This window comes from Agromyces sp. H17E-10, assembly GCF_022919715.1.
Classification (GTDB): domain Bacteria; phylum Actinomycetota; class Actinomycetes; order Actinomycetales; family Microbacteriaceae; genus Agromyces.
The window spans coordinates 16,723-31,158 of sequence record NZ_CP095042.1 but is presented as its reverse complement, the minus strand read 5'-3'; the positions used below and the strand labels follow the sequence as shown (position 1 = coordinate 31,158).

The following is a 14,436-nucleotide window of genomic DNA, read 5'->3' as shown; positions in this document are numbered from 1 at the left end:
CCCGGGGCGCGAAGGAACACGGATGACTCGCAGAAGCACGTTCACCGACCAGTCGGTCACCTACGGCGCGATCGGCGCGACCCTCGACCCCGACTTCCTCCGCTACCCGCCCGTGGGGCTCCGCCCCGCGGAGGACGCGGTGCGCCTCGGCTCGGGCCGGGAGCGGTTCGACCGGTCGGCCGAGGCGCTCATGACCTGGGGCGTGCAACGCGGCGCCGGATTCACCGTCGCCGACGTGTCGGCGGGCACCGGGGCGCAGTACCCCGGCATCGTCTTCGACCCGACCGGTGCGCCGCTCGCGGATCAGCCGGCGCCGCGCACCGAAGACCGGTTCGGCGCCGACGGCACCCCCTACATCGCGGCGGGGATGACCGCGACGCTCGTGCGCAAGCGCCGGTTCGGCACCGCGAAGACGCCCGTGCTCGTCGTGTACGTGATCGACGAGCCGAACCGCATCGGCTTCGCCTACGGCACGACCGGGCACGGCCCCGAGACCGGCGAGGAGTCCTTCATCCTCGAGCACCGCGACGACGACACGGTGTGGCTCACGATCCGCTCGATCCTCGCGACCGCAGGCGGTGCGCGCGCGGTGCTCTCGCCGTCGACCCGCCGACACCGGCGCGAGCTGACCCGCCGCGAGCTGCGCGCCCTGCACCCGGCCGGCGGCGCGTAGGCGTGGGCGCGGCGCTGCCGCTCGGCGAGCCGGCTCCGGCCGACGGACTTTTGCCGCCGCAGGCGGCCGTGGGCGCAGCCGATCGCGCGTTCGGCGTCTATGTGCACGTGCCGTTCTGTCGTGTGCGCTGCGGCTACTGCGACTTCAACACCTACACCTCCGACGAGTTGCGGGGCGCCCGGCAGGCCGACTACGCGTCGCAGGCGATCGACGAGATCCGGATGTCGAGGCGCGTGCTCGAGGCATCCGAGGTCGTCGCACGCCCGGCTGAGACGGTGTTCTTCGGCGGCGGCACGCCGACCCTGCTGCCCGCTCACGATCTCGTGGCGATGCTCGGCGCGATCCGCGACGAGATCGGTCTCGCCGATGGCGCCGAGGTCACGACCGAGGCGAACCCCGACTCGGTCGGGCCGCGCGAGCTCGACGAGCTCGCCGCCGGCGGTTTCACGCGCGTGTCGTTCGGCATGCAGTCGGCGGTGCCGCACGTGCTCACGGCGCTCGATCGCACGCACGACCCCGAGCGGGTGCCGCAGGTGGTCGCGTGGGCGCGCGATTCCGGCCTCGATGTGAGCCTCGACCTCATCTACGGCACGCCGGGGGAGTCGCTCGACGACTGGCGGCGGAGCCTCGAGCACGCGATCGCCCAGCAACCCGACCACCTGAGCGCCTATGCGCTCATCGTCGAGGAGGGCACGAAGCTCGCGCGCCAGATCCGTCGTGGCGAGCTCGCCGAGCCGAGCGACGACCTCGAGGCCGACATGTACGAGCTGGCCGACGAGCTGCTCGCCGCGGGCGGGTACGACTGGTACGAGGTCAGCAACTGGGCGCGCGGCGCGCGGCACCGCTCGCGGCACAACCTCGGCTACTGGCGCGGCGACGACTGGTGGGGCGTCGGTCCCGGGGCGCACAGCCACGTCGGCGGGGTCCGCTGGTGGAACGCCAAGCACCCGTCGGCGTACGCCGAACGGCTCGCCTCCGGCGTGTCGCCCGCGGTCGGGCGCGAGGTCCTCGACGCGGCGACGCGGGAGACCGAGCGGGTGCTGCTCGCGACCCGCATCCACGAGGGCCTCGAGATCGCCTCCCTGCAGGCGGGCGGCCGGCAGGCTGTGGCCGGTCTCATCGCCGACGGCCTCGTCGACGCGAAAGCCGCCCTCTCCGGTGTGCTGACGCTCACGCGGAGAGGGCGGCTCCTGGCCGACGCGGTGGTCCGGCGGCTGCTCGACGGCGAACCCGTCGGGTAGCTCCGATCGGTCGAGGACCTAGCTGACGAACTTGATCGACAGCGGGTAGGTGTAGGGCTGACCCTGGTTCGCCTTGACGGCCGCGATGATGCTGAAGATGATCGTGACGATCCACACGGCGATCAGGATGAAGATGCCGATGATGACGAACGTCAGGATGCTGCCGACCACGTAGGCGATCGCCATCGTGATCTGGAAGTTCAGCGCGGTCGCGGTGTGCTCGCGGATGAACGGCCCCTTGTCCTTCAGGATCAGGTAGCCGATGAGGGCCGGCACGAAGCTGAAGAAGATGCCGCCGATGTGGATCAGCGTCGCCCACAGCTTCTCGTCGGAGGGGCTCATCTGCTGGCTCGGCTGCTGATAGGGGTCCTGCGGCGGGGGAGGGGGCGTGGTGTCGGACATGTCGGTCTCCTTGATCGATGGTTCGAAGGGCTGAACGGGGGGCAACGTCATGCTGGCACAGACGAGCGCGCCGGGGAAGTGTTCCAGCGGCGCGCTCGGCGATGCATGACGGAACGGCTACTTGATGAACCGGATCGCGAACGGGTAGCGATAGTGCGTCCCGTCCTTCGCCGTGACGTAGGCGAGGATCGAGAACACGATCACGGTCACCCAGAGGGCGGTCGGGAGCAGCCATCCCACGATGTTCCAGAACCCGAAGGTCACGAGCGACAGCACCGAGTTCACGATGACGATCGCGACGTACGCGAGCACGGCCGTGATCTGGAAGTTCAGGCCCTCCTTCGCCTCGACGTTCGTGAACGGGCCGCGGTCCTTGAAGACGAGCCAGATGATGAGCGAGGGCAGCGGGCCGATGATGCCGCCGAGCTGTGCGAGCGAGCCCCACAGCACATCCTGGTCGTGCGCGAGCGGTGCGGCGGGCTGGGGCTCGGAGGCGGGCGGCGGAGTGGTGTCGCTCATGGGCGGACCTTTCGGGAGGTGTCGCGGAAGTGGGGCGGAGCGCGACGCGGCAGGTGGGCGGCGCGCGGGACCTCCATACGGTAGCGCCAGCCCACCGACGCGGCAACGGCCGCGCCACGGGATGTCGCGATATGATTGGCAGTCTGGTCGGTCGAGTGCCAACGCTCGCCGCCGAGTCGGGTCGTGCAGAGGGAAGCGAGGACCATGGTCTCCGAACGCAGTCTCGCCGTGCTCCGCGCGATCGTGCAGGACTACGTCGCCTCACGCGAACCGGTCGGCTCGAAGACGATCGTCGAACGGCACGCCTTCGGCGTCTCGGCCGCGACCATCCGCAACGACATGGCGCTGCTCGAAGAAGAGGAGCTGATCGCCGCCCCGCACACCTCGTCGGGTCGCATCCCGACCGACAAGGGCTACCGCGTCTTCGTCGACCAGCTGACCGACGTGCGCCCGCTGAGTTCGGCGCAGCGGCAGGCGATCGAGACCTTCCTCGGCGAGTCGAGCGACCTCGACGAGCTGCTCGCCCGCACGGTTCGGCTCATCTCGCAGCTCACCAAGCAGCTCGCGGTCGTGCAGTACCCGAGCTTCGCGAGCGCACGCGTGCGCCACGTCGAGCTCGTCGGGCTCGCACCCGAACGCGTGCTGTGCATCCTCATCGCCGACTCCGGACAGGTCGAGCAGCGACTCGCCGAACTCGCCGAGCCCGTCGACGACGAGACGCTCGCCTCGCTGCGGCACCGGTTGAACGAACTCGTCGCCGGCGCGACGATGACGGATGCGACCGAGTTGCTGTCGGGCGAGATCGACAGCGTCGACCGTCGCCACGCCGCGGTGCTCCACACCCTCGCCGCGACGCTCGCCGACCAGGCACGCCAGCAGCGCAGCGACCGGCTCGTGGTCGCCGGTGCCGCGAACCTCGTGCGCACCGAACAGGACTTCGCGGGCTCGATCCTCGGCGTCATCGAGGCGATCGAGGAGCAGGTCGTGCTCCTCAGGCTCTTCGGCGAGATGGCGACCGACGAGCACGCCGTCGCCGTGCGCATCGGTCGCGAGAACGCGTCGTTCGGGCTCGGCGAGACGTCGATCGTGTCGAGCGCGTTCGAGATCCCCGGGCGCGACATCTCGCGCCTCGGCGTCGTGGGGCCGACCCGCATGGACTACTCCAACAGCATGGCGGCCGTCCGCGCCGTCGCCCGATACCTCTCCCGCACGCTCGGCGAGAACTGACCCGCCGCCGTCGAATCCGACGGCGCAACCGAAAGGACAAGCCCTCCGTGGCCGACCATTACGAGGTCCTCGGCGTCTCGCGCGACGCCACCCCCGACGAGATCAAGAAGGCGTACCGCCGTCTTGCGCGTGAGCTCCACCCCGACGTGAATCCCGGCGCCGAGGCATCCGAGCGCTTCAAGGAGGTGACGCACGCGTACGACGTGCTGAGCGACCCGAAGCAGCGCCAGCAGTACGACCTCGGCGGCGGTCAGGGCGGCTTCAACGGCCAGGGCTTCGGCGGCTTCGGCGACATCTTCGAGACGTTCTTCGGTGCGAGCCAGCAGAGCCGCGGACCGCGGTCGCGCCGCGAGCGCGGCCAGGACGCGCTCATCCGGGTCGAGGTCGGACTCGACGAGGTGATCTTCGGCACCCACCGCGACATCGACGTCGACACGGCCGTGCGGTGCGAGACCTGCCAGGGCTCGTGCTGCCAGCCGGGCACGTCGCCCGTCACCTGCGACATCTGCCACGGCAGCGGCCAGATCCAGCGCCAGGTGCGTTCGCTCCTCGGCAACGTCGTGACCTCGAGCCCGTGCGGCACCTGCCGCGGCTACGGCACGATCATCGCGACGCCGTGCACGACCTGCCAGGGCCAGGGCCGAGTGCGGGCGCGCCGCACGGTCCCCGTCGACATCCCCGCCGGCGTCGACACGGGCGTGCGCCTGCAGATGCCGGGCTCGGGCGAGGCCGGCCCGGCCGGCGGCCCGAACGGCGACCTCTACCTCGAGATCAAGGTGAAGAACCACGAGGTCTTCAGCCGCAACGGCGACGACCTGCTCGCGACCCTCGAGGTCGCGATGACCGACGCCGTGCTCGGCACGACGGCGAAGATCCCGGGCCTCGACGGCGATGTCGAGCTCGAGGTGCGGGCCGGCACGCAGAGCGGCGAGATCCTCACCGTGAAGGACCGGGGCGTCACGAAGCTGCGCGGCAACGGACGCGGCGACCTCAAGGTCGGCGTGCAGGTGGTCACCCCGACGAAGCTCTCGTCGAAGGAGCGCGACCTCATCTCGCAGTTCGCCGCCTCGAAGAAGTCGCCGAAGCCCGAGCTCAGTCACTTCCAGCAGGGGCTCTTCGCCCGGCTGCGCGACCGGTTCCTCGGCTGAGCGGCCGGCGATGAGCAGCCTCTACCTCGACGAGTCGCTCGACCTCGGTGCGCTCGCGCCGGGGGGCGAGTTGCGGCTCACCGGCGACGAGGCGCGTCATGCCGTCACCGTCGCCCGGATCCGCACGGGCGAGCGCATCTCGATCGGCGACGGTCGCGGCGTGGTCGTGCGCGGCACGGTCGTCGCGACCGAGCCGCGCGAGCTCGTGCTCGTCGCGGAGGAGGTCGTGGTCGAGGATCGCCCGGCCCCCGCGATCACGCTCGTGCAGGCGCTCGCGAAGGGCGACCGCGACGAGATGGCGGTGCAGGCGGCCACCGAGCTCGGCGTCGACGCCGTCGTGCCGTGGGCCGCCGCCCGCTCGGTGTCGCGCTGGGAGGGGCCGAAGGCCGAGAAGGGCCGGCGGCGCTGGGCGACCATCGTGCGCGAGGCCGTGAAGCAGTCGATCCGCGCCTGGCTGCCCGAGGTGACCGAGATCACGACGACGACCGGGCTCGCCGATCGGCTGTCCGGATGCCGCGTGCTCGTCCTCGAACCGACCGCCGGCGTCGCGCTCACCGACCTCGAACCCGACGGCCGCGACATCGCCCTCGTCGTGGGACCCGAGGGCGGTATCGCACCCGACGAGCTCGACCGGCTCGTCGCCGCCGGTGCGGAGCCCGTTCGGCTCGGCGCGTCGGTGCTGCGCACCTCGACCGCCGGGCCCGCCGCGATCGCGGTGCTCAGCGTCGCGCTCGGGCGGTGGTGAACGATCCCTCGCTACGATGGTGGGATGACCGACTCCCGCGCCGAACCGACCGTCTTCGAACGCATCGTGGCGCGCGAGATCCCCGCGCGCATCGTCGCCGAGACCGAGCACGTCATCGCGTTCCACGACATCGCGCCGCAGGCGCCCGTGCACGTCGTGGTCACGACGAAGACCGGCGACTACCGTGACGTCGTCGAGCTCGCGGCGGGCGACCCCGCGCTCCTCGCCGAACTCGTCGGCGTCGCGAACGACGTCGCCGGCGACCTCGCCGACGGCGAGTTCCGCCTCGTCTTCAACACCGGGGCATCGGCCGGCCAGACCGTGTTCCACGTGCACGCCCATGTCCTCGCGGGCGGCCTCGAGGAGGGCACGCTTGCCGGAGCGTGAGCCTGCGCAGTCGAACGAGCCGGCGGAGTCGGAGGCGCCGGTGACCGGTGCCGACGAGGAGCGACTGCGCATCGACGGCATCCAGATGGTGCGCCTGCTCGGCCCGCAGGACCGGCTGCTCACGTCGATCCAGCGGGAGTACCCGGGCGTCGAGGTGCACGTGCGCGGCAACGAGATCGCCATCCGTGGCGCCGCCGACGAACGACGACGCGTCCGCCGGCTCATCGAAGAACTGCTCGAGCTCGTGCGCCGCGACCAGGACCCCACCCCGACCGAAGTGAGGAGCTCGGCCCGCATGCTCGATGCCGATCCCGACGCGAAACCGTCCGACCTGCTGGGGCAGGTCATCGTCTCCAGCCGAGGCAAGACGATCCGGCCCAAGACCGAGGGCCAGCGCGCCTACGTCGACGCGATCGACGAGAGCACGATCGTCTTCGGCATCGGCCCCGCAGGTACCGGCAAGACCTACCTCGCGATGGCGAAGGCCGTGCAGGCCCTCCAGCGCAAGGAGGTCGACCGCATCATCCTGACGCGACCGGCGGTCGAGGCGGGCGAGCGGCTCGGCTTCCTGCCGGGCACGCTGACCGACAAGATCGACCCGTACCTGCGTCCGCTCTACGACGCGCTCAACGAGATGATGGACCCCGAGCTCGTGCCGAAGCTCCTGGCATCGGGCACGGTCGAGGTGGCCCCGCTCGCGTATATGCGCGGTCGCACCCTGAACAACTCGTTCGTCGTGCTCGACGAGGCGCAGAACACCACGCCCGAGCAGATGAAGATGTTCCTGACCCGGCTCGGCTTCGGCTCGAAGATGGTGGTCACCGGGGACATCACGCAGATCGACCTGCCGGGCGGCGCCTCGGGCCTGCGACTCGTGACGCGCATCCTCGACCGCATCGACGACATCGAGTTCGTGCGACTCACGAGCGACGACGTCGTACGCCACACGCTCGTCGGTCGCATCGTCGACGCGTACACCGAGTACGACCAGCGCCAGCAGGCGCAGCGCTTCGAGCGCGCCGAGGCTCGCGAGTTCGCGAACCGCGCCGAACGCCGCGGCAATGCCGGCCCCCGCGACCACCTGCCGAGAAAGGGCAAGTCTTGAGCATCGAGATCAACAACGAATCCGCGATCGAGGTCGACGAGGCCGCGATCCAGCGGCTCGCGGTCTACGCGCTCGACGCGATGCACGTGCACCAGGACGCCGAGCTCGCGATCGTGCTCGTCGACGAGGGCGCCATGGAGCAGCTGCACGTGCAGTGGATGGACGAGCCCGGGCCGACCGACGTGCTGAGCTTCCCGATGGACGAACTGCGCCCCGGCACCGAGGAGGCGCCGACGCCGCCCGGGCTGCTCGGCGACGTCGTGCTGTGCCCGCAGGTGGCCGAGTCGCAGGCCCGCACCGCCGGACACACGCTGCTCGACGAGCTCCTGCTCCTCACGACGCACGGCATCCTGCACCTGCTGGGCTTCGACCACGCCGAGCCCGATGAAGAGAAGGAGATGTTCGGCATCCAGCGCGACATCCTCGTCGGATTCTCGATGCAGGAGCGCCGCCGCTGACCATGCTGCCCTGGCTCTTCCTCGGTGCCGCGTTCGTGCTGGTCGCGTTCGGCGGCCTCATGGCCGCCGTCGACGCGGCGGTCGGCGTGTCGAGCCGGGCCGATCTCACCGACCTCGCGCTCACGTCGCGTGCCAGGCGGTCGCTCCTCGCGATCGCCGACGACACCGGCGCGCACGTGAACGCCGTCAACTTCGTGCGCATCGTCTCGGAGACGACCGCCGCGGTGCTCGTGACGCTCGCCTTCACGTTCTTCATCGAGGACATCTGGCTCGTGCTGCTGTGCGCGGCGCTCATCATGACGGCCGCTTCGTTCGTGCTCGTCGGGGCGAGCCCCCGCAGTGTCGGCCGCGCCCATGCTCCCGTCGTCCTGCGGCTCACCGCGCCGCTCGTGCACTTCCTCCGTGTGCTGATCGGTCCGATCGCCGGTGCGCTCGTCTCCCTCGGCAACCGTGTGACGCCGGGGCGGCTGCGGTTCGCCGGCGTCTCGAGCGAGGAGCAGCTGCTCAGCATGGTCGACGAGGCGACCGAGCTCGACGTGCTCGAAGAGGGCGATCGCGAGCTCATCCACTCGATCTTCGAGTTCAGCGACACCGTCGTGCGCGAGGTCATGGTGCCGCGCACCGACATGGTCACGATCGACGCGACGGCGCACCTGCCGCACGCGATGGCCCTGTTCCTCAAGGCCGGCTACTCGCGCATCCCGGTGATCGCTCGCGACGCCGACGACGTCACCGGCATCCTCTACCTGCGCGACCTCGCGAGGCTGGGTTTCGAGCGACCGCTCGATGCGGAAGACCTGACGGTCGGCGAACTGTGCCGGCCGGCGAGCTTCGTCCCCGACTCGATGAAGGCCGACGCGCTGCTGCGTCAGATGCAACTCGAGTCGACCCACCTCGCGATGGTCGTCGACGAGTACGGCGGCATCGCCGGGCTCGTGACGCTCGAAGACCTCATCGAGGAGCTGGTCGGCGACATCTCCGACGAGTACGACCGCGAAGCGGCGCAGGTCGAGGAACTCGGCGACGGGCGGTACCGGGTCAACGCCCGGCTGCCGATCGACGAGCTCGGCGAGCTGTTCGGCCTCGACCTCGACGACGAGGACGTCGATTCGGCCGGGGGACTGCTCGCGAAGGAGCTCGGCCGGCTGCCGCAGCCGGGCGAGCGTGCGAGCGTCTCGGGGCTCGTGCTCGAGGCCGAGCGCACCGAGGGGCGCCGCAAGCGCATCTCGACGATCCTCGTCGAGGCCGACCAGGCCCTCATCGACGCCCACGCCGCATTCGACGGGGGCGAGACCGTGGAGAGGAACCACCGTGACTGAGTACCGCGCCGGATTCGTGTCGTTCGTCGGCCGCCCCAACGTGGGCAAGTCGACGCTCACGAACGCGCTCGTCGGCGAGAAGGTGGCGATCACGAGTTCGAAGCCGCAGACGACCCGCCGCGCGATCCGCGGCATCGTGCACCGCGAGCACGGGCAGCTCATCCTCGTCGACACGCCCGGACTCCACCGGCCGCGCACGCTGCTGGGCGAGCGGCTCAACACGCTCGTGCAGTCGACGCTCGGCGACGTCGACGTGATCGCGTTCTGCGTGCCCGCGAACGAGGCGATCGGCCCCGGCGACCGGTTCATCAACGAGCAGCTCGACCAGTACCCGCACGCGAAGAAGGTCGCGATCGTCACGAAGACCGACGCCACGTCGAAGGCGAAGGTCGCCGAGCAGCTGCTCGCCGTCTCCGAGCTGCGCGACTGGGCGGCGATCATCCCGGTGTCGGCACCGCGCGGCGAGCAGCTCGACGTGCTCGTCGCCGAGCTGCTCTCGCTCATGCCCGAGTCCGACCAGCCGCTCTACCCGGCCGAGGCGCTCACCGACGAGGACGTCACCGACCGCATCGCCGAGTTCGTGCGCGAGGCGGCGCTCGAGGGGGTGTCCGACGAACTGCCGCACTCGATCGCCGTGACCGTCGACGACATGGTCGAGCGCGACGACAAGGACCTCGTCGAGATCTACGCGAACCTCTTCGTCGAGCGCGACAGCCAGAAGGGCATCATCATCGGCAAGGGCGGCGCCCGGCTCAAGGAGGTCGGGGCGACGGCGCGCGCGCAGATCGAGCAGCTGCTCGGCCGCAAGGTCTTCCTCGCGCTGCACGTGAAGGTCGCGAAGGACTGGCAGCGCGACCCGAAGCAGCTCGGGCGCCTCGGCTTCTGAGCGTCCGAGCGGGTCGCGGCGGGCGAGCGCCGATCGCCGCGGAGCCCGTACCTCTCGAGGATGATTCCGGGCGGTCGGGGTCCCGGAGCCCCCATCCGGCACGTACGGTGGATCGGTGACCACCAGGATCAGCCGCGCGAAGCTCACGACCGACATCGTGCTCGCCGGGGTGTTCGCCCTCGCCTGCCTGCCGTTCGCCCTGCTCGGCGGCCCGTACGACGTCCTGCTCCTCGCCGTGTTCGCGGGAGCTCTCGCGGTCCGTCGCTACGAGCCGGGCTGGTCGCTCGCGATCGCGTGGGGCGGCGCGCTCACGCAGATGCTGCTGCTGCGCGATCTTCAGCTCTACGACGCGGCCGTGCTCGGCGTGCTCTACTCGACCGCGGCGCACGGCGGCCGGGTCGTGAAGTGGTTCGGCCTCGGGTCGGCGGGCGTCGGTGCGGTGTTCGCGACGGCGTACCTCGCGGTCGTGAAACCGCTCATCAACGGTGCGTCGCCCGACGCGATCACGACCCTGCTCATGACGGGAGTCCTGTTCGTGGCGTCGATCGCGGTGCTCGTGCTCGCGTGGACGGCGGGGCTGCTCGTGCGGGCGGTGCGCGACACCCGTGAGGTGCGACGTCGTGAGGAGGTCGCGAACCGCGAGCGCGAGCTCGCCGAGTACCGCTACGTGGTCGAGCAGGAGCGCAACCGCATCGCCCGCGACATGCACGACGTCGTCGCCCACTCGCTCGCCGTCGTGATCGCCCAGGCCGACGGCGCGCGGTTCGCCGCACGCACCCGCCCCGAGTCGGCGGTCGACGCGCTCGGCACGATCGCCGGCGTGGCGCGCGGTGCCCTCGGCGATGTGCGGATGCTGCTGGCCGAGCTCCGCCACCACGAGGCCGAGTCGCCGCAGCCGGTGCTCGACGACCTCGGGATGCTGCTCGAGCAGGTTCGCGCGGCCGGGCTCGACGTGCGCCTCGACGAGCAGGGCGAGCGGCCCGAGCTCGGCACCGGGCAGCAGATCGCGGTGTACCGCATCGTGCAGGAGGGGCTCACCAACGCGCTGCGCCACGGCGACACGTCGCAGCCGGTCCTGCTCGGGCTGCGGTGGGACGAGAGCGGCGTCGCCGTCGACCTCGTCAACACCCGCCGCGACGACGTGCCGCCGCCCGATTCGCACGCGTTCCGGCACGGGATCCCCGGCATGCGCGAGCGCGCGCAGCTCGCGGGCGGTAGCCTGCAGGCGGTGGCCGGCGACGACGGCATGTTCCGCCTCTCGGCCCGCATCCCCGCCCGCACCGGAAGGACCCCATGACCATCCGCGTCGCCCTCGTCGACGACCAGGCGCTGTTCCGTGCGGGAGTGCGCATGCTCGTCGAGTCGCAGCCCGACCTCGAGGTCGCGGGCGAGGCGGGCGACGGCATGGCCGCCGTCGCCCTCGCTGCGACGGAGCGCCCCGACGTGGTGCTCATGGACGTCCGGATGCCGCTGCTCGACGGCATCGGCGCGACCGAGCGCATCATCGCCGAGGCCGAACGCGACGGCCGCCCTGCGCCGCGCATCCTCGTGCTCACGACGTTCGACCTCGACGAGAACGCGGCCAGGGCGATCCGTGCGGGGGCGAGCGGGTTCGTGCTGAAGGACGCCGACCCCGAATTCCTCCTCGCGGCCATCCGCACGGTGCATCAGGGCAACCAGGTCATCGCCGCCTCGGCGACGCGTGCACTCTTCGCGCACGTCGGCGCCGGCTCGACCCGGCGTGCGGCACCCTCCGAGTGGAACGACCTCACGCCGCGCGAGCGCGAGATCTTCGCCCTGGCCGCGCGTGGGCTGTCGAACAGCGAGATCGCCGCGAGCGAGTTCCTCTCGGAGGCGACCGTGAAGACGCATGTGAGCCGCATCCTCGCGAAGCTGGGCCTTCGCGACCGGGTGCAGCTCGTCGTCTTCGCGTACGAGCACGACCTCGGCGACACCGCCGCGGGGTGACGCGAACGTCATCCTGCAGGATGACGCGAGCCACTCCTCAGCCGGATGAGCCCGGCCCCGCCGCATCCGTAGCGTCGAAGACATGCAGATCCAACCCTCCGACCTCGGCCTCATCGCCCGCGTCGCCGGCCTCGTCAAGCGCTACGGACAGGGCGCCGGTACCGTCACCGCCCTCGACGACGTCTCGCTCGGCCTGCGCCGCGGCGAGTTCACCGCCATCATGGGCCCGAGCGGCTCGGGCAAGTCGACCCTGATGCACATCATGGCCGGCCTCGACTCGCCGAGCGCCGGGCGCGTCTGGCTCGGCGACACCGACATCACGGAGCTCGGCGACTCGGCGCTCACCGTGCTGCGCCGCCGTCGCATCGGCTTCGTGTTCCAGTCGTTCAACCTGGTGCCGACGCTCGACGTGCGCGGCAACGTCCTGCTCCCGTTCGAGCTCGACGGGCGCCGGCCGACCCGCGACGAGCAGGCCTGGACCGACGAGCTCTTCGCGACGCTCGGTCTGACCGAGCGCCTGACGCATCGCCCCCACGAACTCTCGGGCGGGCAGCAGCAGCGCGTCGCGATCGCCCGCGCCCTCGCGACCCGTCCCGACCTCGTCTTCGCCGACGAGCCGACCGGCAACCTCGACTCGCGCACCGGCCGCGAGGTGCTGGGGCTCCTCGCCGCGGCGAGCGCGACCTACGGCCAGTCGATCGCGATGGTGACGCACGACCCGGTCGCGGCGAGCCACGCCGACCGCATCCTCTTCCTCGCCGACGGCCGCATCGTGCGCGATGCGGGCCGATCGACGCCCGAGGAGATCTCGGCGTTCATGCTCTCGATGGAACTGGCGTCCTGATGCGCACCCGACTCAAGGACCAGTGGCCGACGCTCGTCGTCGCGACGATCGCCGGCACGTTCGGCGTGCTGCTCCTGCAGGTCACGGGACTGCTGGCCGCGGCGATCCGGGCCGACGACGTCACGGGCGAGAGCGACACGGTCGCACTCATGCTCGGCGTCGTCGCGACGGTGTTCATCGTCATCGCGGTGTACGTGAGCGCGATCGTGACCACCAACACGGTCGCGACGGTCGTCGCCGGCCGAACCCGCGTGATCGCGCTCCTGCGCCTCATCGGGTCGAGCGCCCGTGCCCAGCGCGCCCAGATCGCCAAGGAGGGCCTGCTCGTCGGGCTCGCGGGCGCCGCCGTCGGCGTCGTGCTCGGCACCGCGTCGGCCGTCGGGCTCGCCCGTTACGCGGTCGCGAGCGGGATGCTGCCGGAGACCGACTACGACTACGTCAACGTGGCCATCGTGCTGCCGGCCGTCGCCGTCGTGCTCACGACGTGGCTCGCCTCGTGGGTGGGCTCCCGGCGGGTGCTGCGGGTGCGTCCGGCCGAGGCGATCGGCAACGCCAATCCGCAGAGCCACGAGGCCGTCGGCCGCCGCCGCGGGCGCAACATCACGGCCGCCGTGTTCGTCGTGGTCGGCCTGGCCCTGCTCGCGGTCGGCGTGGTCGTGGGGCTCACCCGCCCCGAGGGCGTGCTCATCGGCATGGTCGGCGGCATCGTCTCGTTCACCGGCATCGTGCTCGGCGCCGACGTCGTCATGCCGCCCGTGCTGCGGCTCGTGGGTCGTCTGTTCGGGCGTTCGCCCGCTGCACGTCTCGCGGCCGAGAACGCGGTGCGCAACCCCGAGCGGAGCTCGCGCATGACGATCGGCCTCGTCATCGGCGTGACGCTCGTCACGACCTTCTCGGTCACGATGGAGTCGTACCGGGCGATGATCCTCGCCGCGCAGGAGCGGCAACCCGAGGTCTACGCCGGTATCGAGCCGATGCTCAACGCGACGGTCGCCGTGTTCACGGTGCTCATCGGGTTCAGTGCGCTGATCGCGGCGATCGGCATGGTCAACACGCTCTCGCTCAGCGTGCTGCAGCGCACCCGCGAGCTCGGCCTGCTGCGCGCCCTCGGCTTCGACCGGCGCCAGTTGCGCCGCATGATCGTCGTCGAGAGCGCGGCCCTCACGGTCGCGGCGACGCTGACGGGTCTCGTGCTGGGGTTCGGCTACGGCTGGGCCGGCGCGCAGGCGCTGCTCGGCGGCGCGCAGGGAATGCCGGGCTTCGTGTTCCCGGGCATCCCGTGGGTGATGATCGGCGTCCTCATCGTCGCTGCGGGCGTGCTCACGCTCGTCGCGTCCATCGCTCCGGCGCGGCGCGCGATGCGCGTCTCGCCGGTGGCAGCCCTCGCGGTCGACTGAGGGGCGACCACGGGAGGCGGAAGGGCGGGTGGATGCCTCGGGGGAGGCATCCACCCGCTTCGTCATGCCCGCCGCGGGAGTCTCGACAGCGGCACGACCGCCGTGCGCGGCGTCACA

The 14,436-nt window shown here is 71.2% G+C and carries 16 protein-coding genes; 14 read left to right on the top strand and 2 right to left on the bottom strand.

Annotated elements, in window-relative coordinates; translation table 11 throughout:
• The first annotated feature begins 22 nt into the window (after positions 1-22).
• Together MUN74_RS00155 and hemW are read left to right on the top strand one after the other, a co-directional pair.
• The gene (locus MUN74_RS00155; RefSeq protein ID WP_244854277.1) at positions 23-673 is read left to right on the top strand and encodes a DUF1990 family protein; all 651 of its coding nucleotides are present in this window, start codon (positions 23-25) and stop codon (positions 671-673) included.
• 2 nt (positions 674-675) lie between these two features.
• A complete protein-coding gene (gene hemW / locus MUN74_RS00150; RefSeq protein ID WP_244854276.1) occupies positions 676-1,914 on the top strand; it encodes a radical SAM family heme chaperone HemW in 1,239 nt (412 codons plus the stop codon).
• Between the two features lie 18 nt (positions 1,915-1,932).
• On the opposite strand, the gene MUN74_RS00145 is transcribed toward hemW, so the two are convergent.
• Together MUN74_RS00145 and MUN74_RS00140 are read right to left on the bottom strand one after the other, a co-directional pair.
• Positions 1,933-2,316: a DUF4870 domain-containing protein gene (locus MUN74_RS00145; protein WP_244854274.1), complete on the bottom strand. Its 384-nt coding sequence runs from the start codon at positions 2,314-2,316 to the stop codon at positions 1,933-1,935.
• A gap of 117 nt (positions 2,317-2,433) precedes the next feature.
• Positions 2,434-2,835: a DUF4870 domain-containing protein gene (locus MUN74_RS00140; RefSeq protein ID WP_244854272.1), complete on the bottom strand. Its 402-nt coding sequence runs from the start codon at positions 2,833-2,835 to the stop codon at positions 2,434-2,436.
• 204 nt (positions 2,836-3,039) lie between these two features.
• Between MUN74_RS00140 and hrcA the strand changes: the two genes are divergently transcribed.
• The 12 genes from hrcA (at position 3,040) to MUN74_RS00080 (ending at position 14,319) form a co-directional block, all read left to right on the top strand.
• Positions 3,040-4,062: a heat-inducible transcriptional repressor HrcA gene (gene hrcA, locus MUN74_RS00135; RefSeq protein WP_244854270.1), complete on the top strand. Its 1,023-nt coding sequence runs from the start codon at positions 3,040-3,042 to the stop codon at positions 4,060-4,062.
• A gap of 47 nt (positions 4,063-4,109) precedes the next feature.
• Positions 4,110-5,210, top strand: coding sequence for a molecular chaperone DnaJ (gene dnaJ / locus MUN74_RS00130; protein ID WP_244854269.1), 1,101 nt, complete (start codon positions 4,110-4,112; stop codon positions 5,208-5,210).
• Positions 5,211-5,220: 10 nt separating this feature from the next.
• Positions 5,221-5,955, top strand: a complete 735-nt coding sequence (locus tag MUN74_RS00125; RefSeq protein WP_244854267.1) for a 16S rRNA (uracil(1498)-N(3))-methyltransferase — start codon at positions 5,221-5,223, stop codon at positions 5,953-5,955.
• Between the two features lie 24 nt (positions 5,956-5,979).
• A complete protein-coding gene (locus tag MUN74_RS00120) occupies positions 5,980-6,342 on the top strand; it encodes an HIT domain-containing protein (RefSeq protein WP_244854265.1) in 363 nt (120 codons plus the stop codon).
• A gap of 85 nt (positions 6,343-6,427) precedes the next feature.
• Positions 6,428-7,447 carry a PhoH family protein gene (locus MUN74_RS00115; protein ID WP_244856504.1) on the top strand — a complete coding sequence of 340 codons (1,020 nt, stop codon included), beginning with the start codon at positions 6,428-6,430 and terminating at the stop codon, positions 7,445-7,447.
• Positions 7,444-7,905: an rRNA maturation RNase YbeY gene (gene ybeY / locus MUN74_RS00110; RefSeq protein WP_244854263.1), complete on the top strand. Its 462-nt coding sequence runs from the start codon at positions 7,444-7,446 to the stop codon at positions 7,903-7,905. The genes MUN74_RS00115 and ybeY overlap by 4 nt, the downstream gene beginning before the upstream one ends.
• A gap of 2 nt (positions 7,906-7,907) precedes the next feature.
• Entirely contained in the window at positions 7,908-9,224 is a 1,317-nt protein-coding gene (locus MUN74_RS00105) for a hemolysin family protein (RefSeq protein ID WP_244854261.1), read from the top strand.
• Positions 9,217-10,110, top strand: coding sequence for a GTPase Era (gene era, locus MUN74_RS00100; RefSeq protein ID WP_244854259.1), 894 nt, complete (start codon positions 9,217-9,219; stop codon positions 10,108-10,110). Before MUN74_RS00105 ends, era begins: the two co-directional genes overlap by 8 nt.
• A gap of 115 nt (positions 10,111-10,225) precedes the next feature.
• Positions 10,226-11,407, top strand: coding sequence for a sensor histidine kinase (locus MUN74_RS00095; protein ID WP_244854257.1), 1,182 nt, complete (start codon positions 10,226-10,228; stop codon positions 11,405-11,407).
• The gene (locus tag MUN74_RS00090; protein WP_244854256.1) at positions 11,404-12,078 is read left to right on the top strand and encodes a response regulator; all 675 of its coding nucleotides are present in this window, start codon (positions 11,404-11,406) and stop codon (positions 12,076-12,078) included. Before MUN74_RS00095 ends, MUN74_RS00090 begins: the two co-directional genes overlap by 4 nt.
• Before the next feature lie 82 nt (positions 12,079-12,160).
• Positions 12,161-12,922: an ABC transporter ATP-binding protein gene (locus MUN74_RS00085; protein WP_244854254.1), complete on the top strand. Its 762-nt coding sequence runs from the start codon at positions 12,161-12,163 to the stop codon at positions 12,920-12,922.
• Positions 12,922-14,319, top strand: a complete 1,398-nt coding sequence (locus MUN74_RS00080) for an ABC transporter permease (protein WP_244854252.1) — start codon at positions 12,922-12,924, stop codon at positions 14,317-14,319. The genes MUN74_RS00085 and MUN74_RS00080 overlap by 1 nt, the downstream gene beginning before the upstream one ends.
• The last annotated feature ends 117 nt before the right edge of the window (positions 14,320-14,436 follow it).

Excerpts from the sequence above, each read along its gene's own strand:
- MUN74_RS00145 (WP_244854274.1), bottom strand. The coding sequence starts at position 2,316 with ATGTCCGACACCACGCCCCCTCCCCCGCCGCAGGACCCCTATCAGCAG.
- MUN74_RS00085 (WP_244854254.1), top strand. The coding sequence starts at position 12,161 with ATGCAGATCCAACCCTCCGACCTCGGCCTCATCGCCCGCGTCGCCGGC.
- MUN74_RS00120 (WP_244854265.1), top strand. The coding sequence starts at position 5,980 with ATGACCGACTCCCGCGCCGAACCGACCGTCTTCGAACGCATCGTGGCG.
- MUN74_RS00140 (WP_244854272.1), bottom strand. The coding sequence starts at position 2,835 with ATGAGCGACACCACTCCGCCGCCCGCCTCCGAGCCCCAGCCCGCCGCA.
- MUN74_RS00090 (WP_244854256.1), top strand. The coding sequence starts at position 11,404 with ATGACCATCCGCGTCGCCCTCGTCGACGACCAGGCGCTGTTCCGTGCG.
- MUN74_RS00105 (WP_244854261.1), top strand. The coding sequence starts at position 7,908 with ATGCTGCCCTGGCTCTTCCTCGGTGCCGCGTTCGTGCTGGTCGCGTTC.
- MUN74_RS00115 (WP_244856504.1), top strand. The coding sequence starts at position 6,428 with ATGGTGCGCCTGCTCGGCCCGCAGGACCGGCTGCTCACGTCGATCCAG.
- MUN74_RS00125 (WP_244854267.1), top strand. The coding sequence starts at position 5,221 with ATGAGCAGCCTCTACCTCGACGAGTCGCTCGACCTCGGTGCGCTCGCG.
- hrcA (WP_244854270.1), top strand. The coding sequence starts at position 3,040 with ATGGTCTCCGAACGCAGTCTCGCCGTGCTCCGCGCGATCGTGCAGGAC.
- MUN74_RS00080 (WP_244854252.1), top strand. The coding sequence starts at position 12,922 with ATGCGCACCCGACTCAAGGACCAGTGGCCGACGCTCGTCGTCGCGACG.
- MUN74_RS00155 (WP_244854277.1), top strand. The coding sequence starts at position 23 with ATGACTCGCAGAAGCACGTTCACCGACCAGTCGGTCACCTACGGCGCG.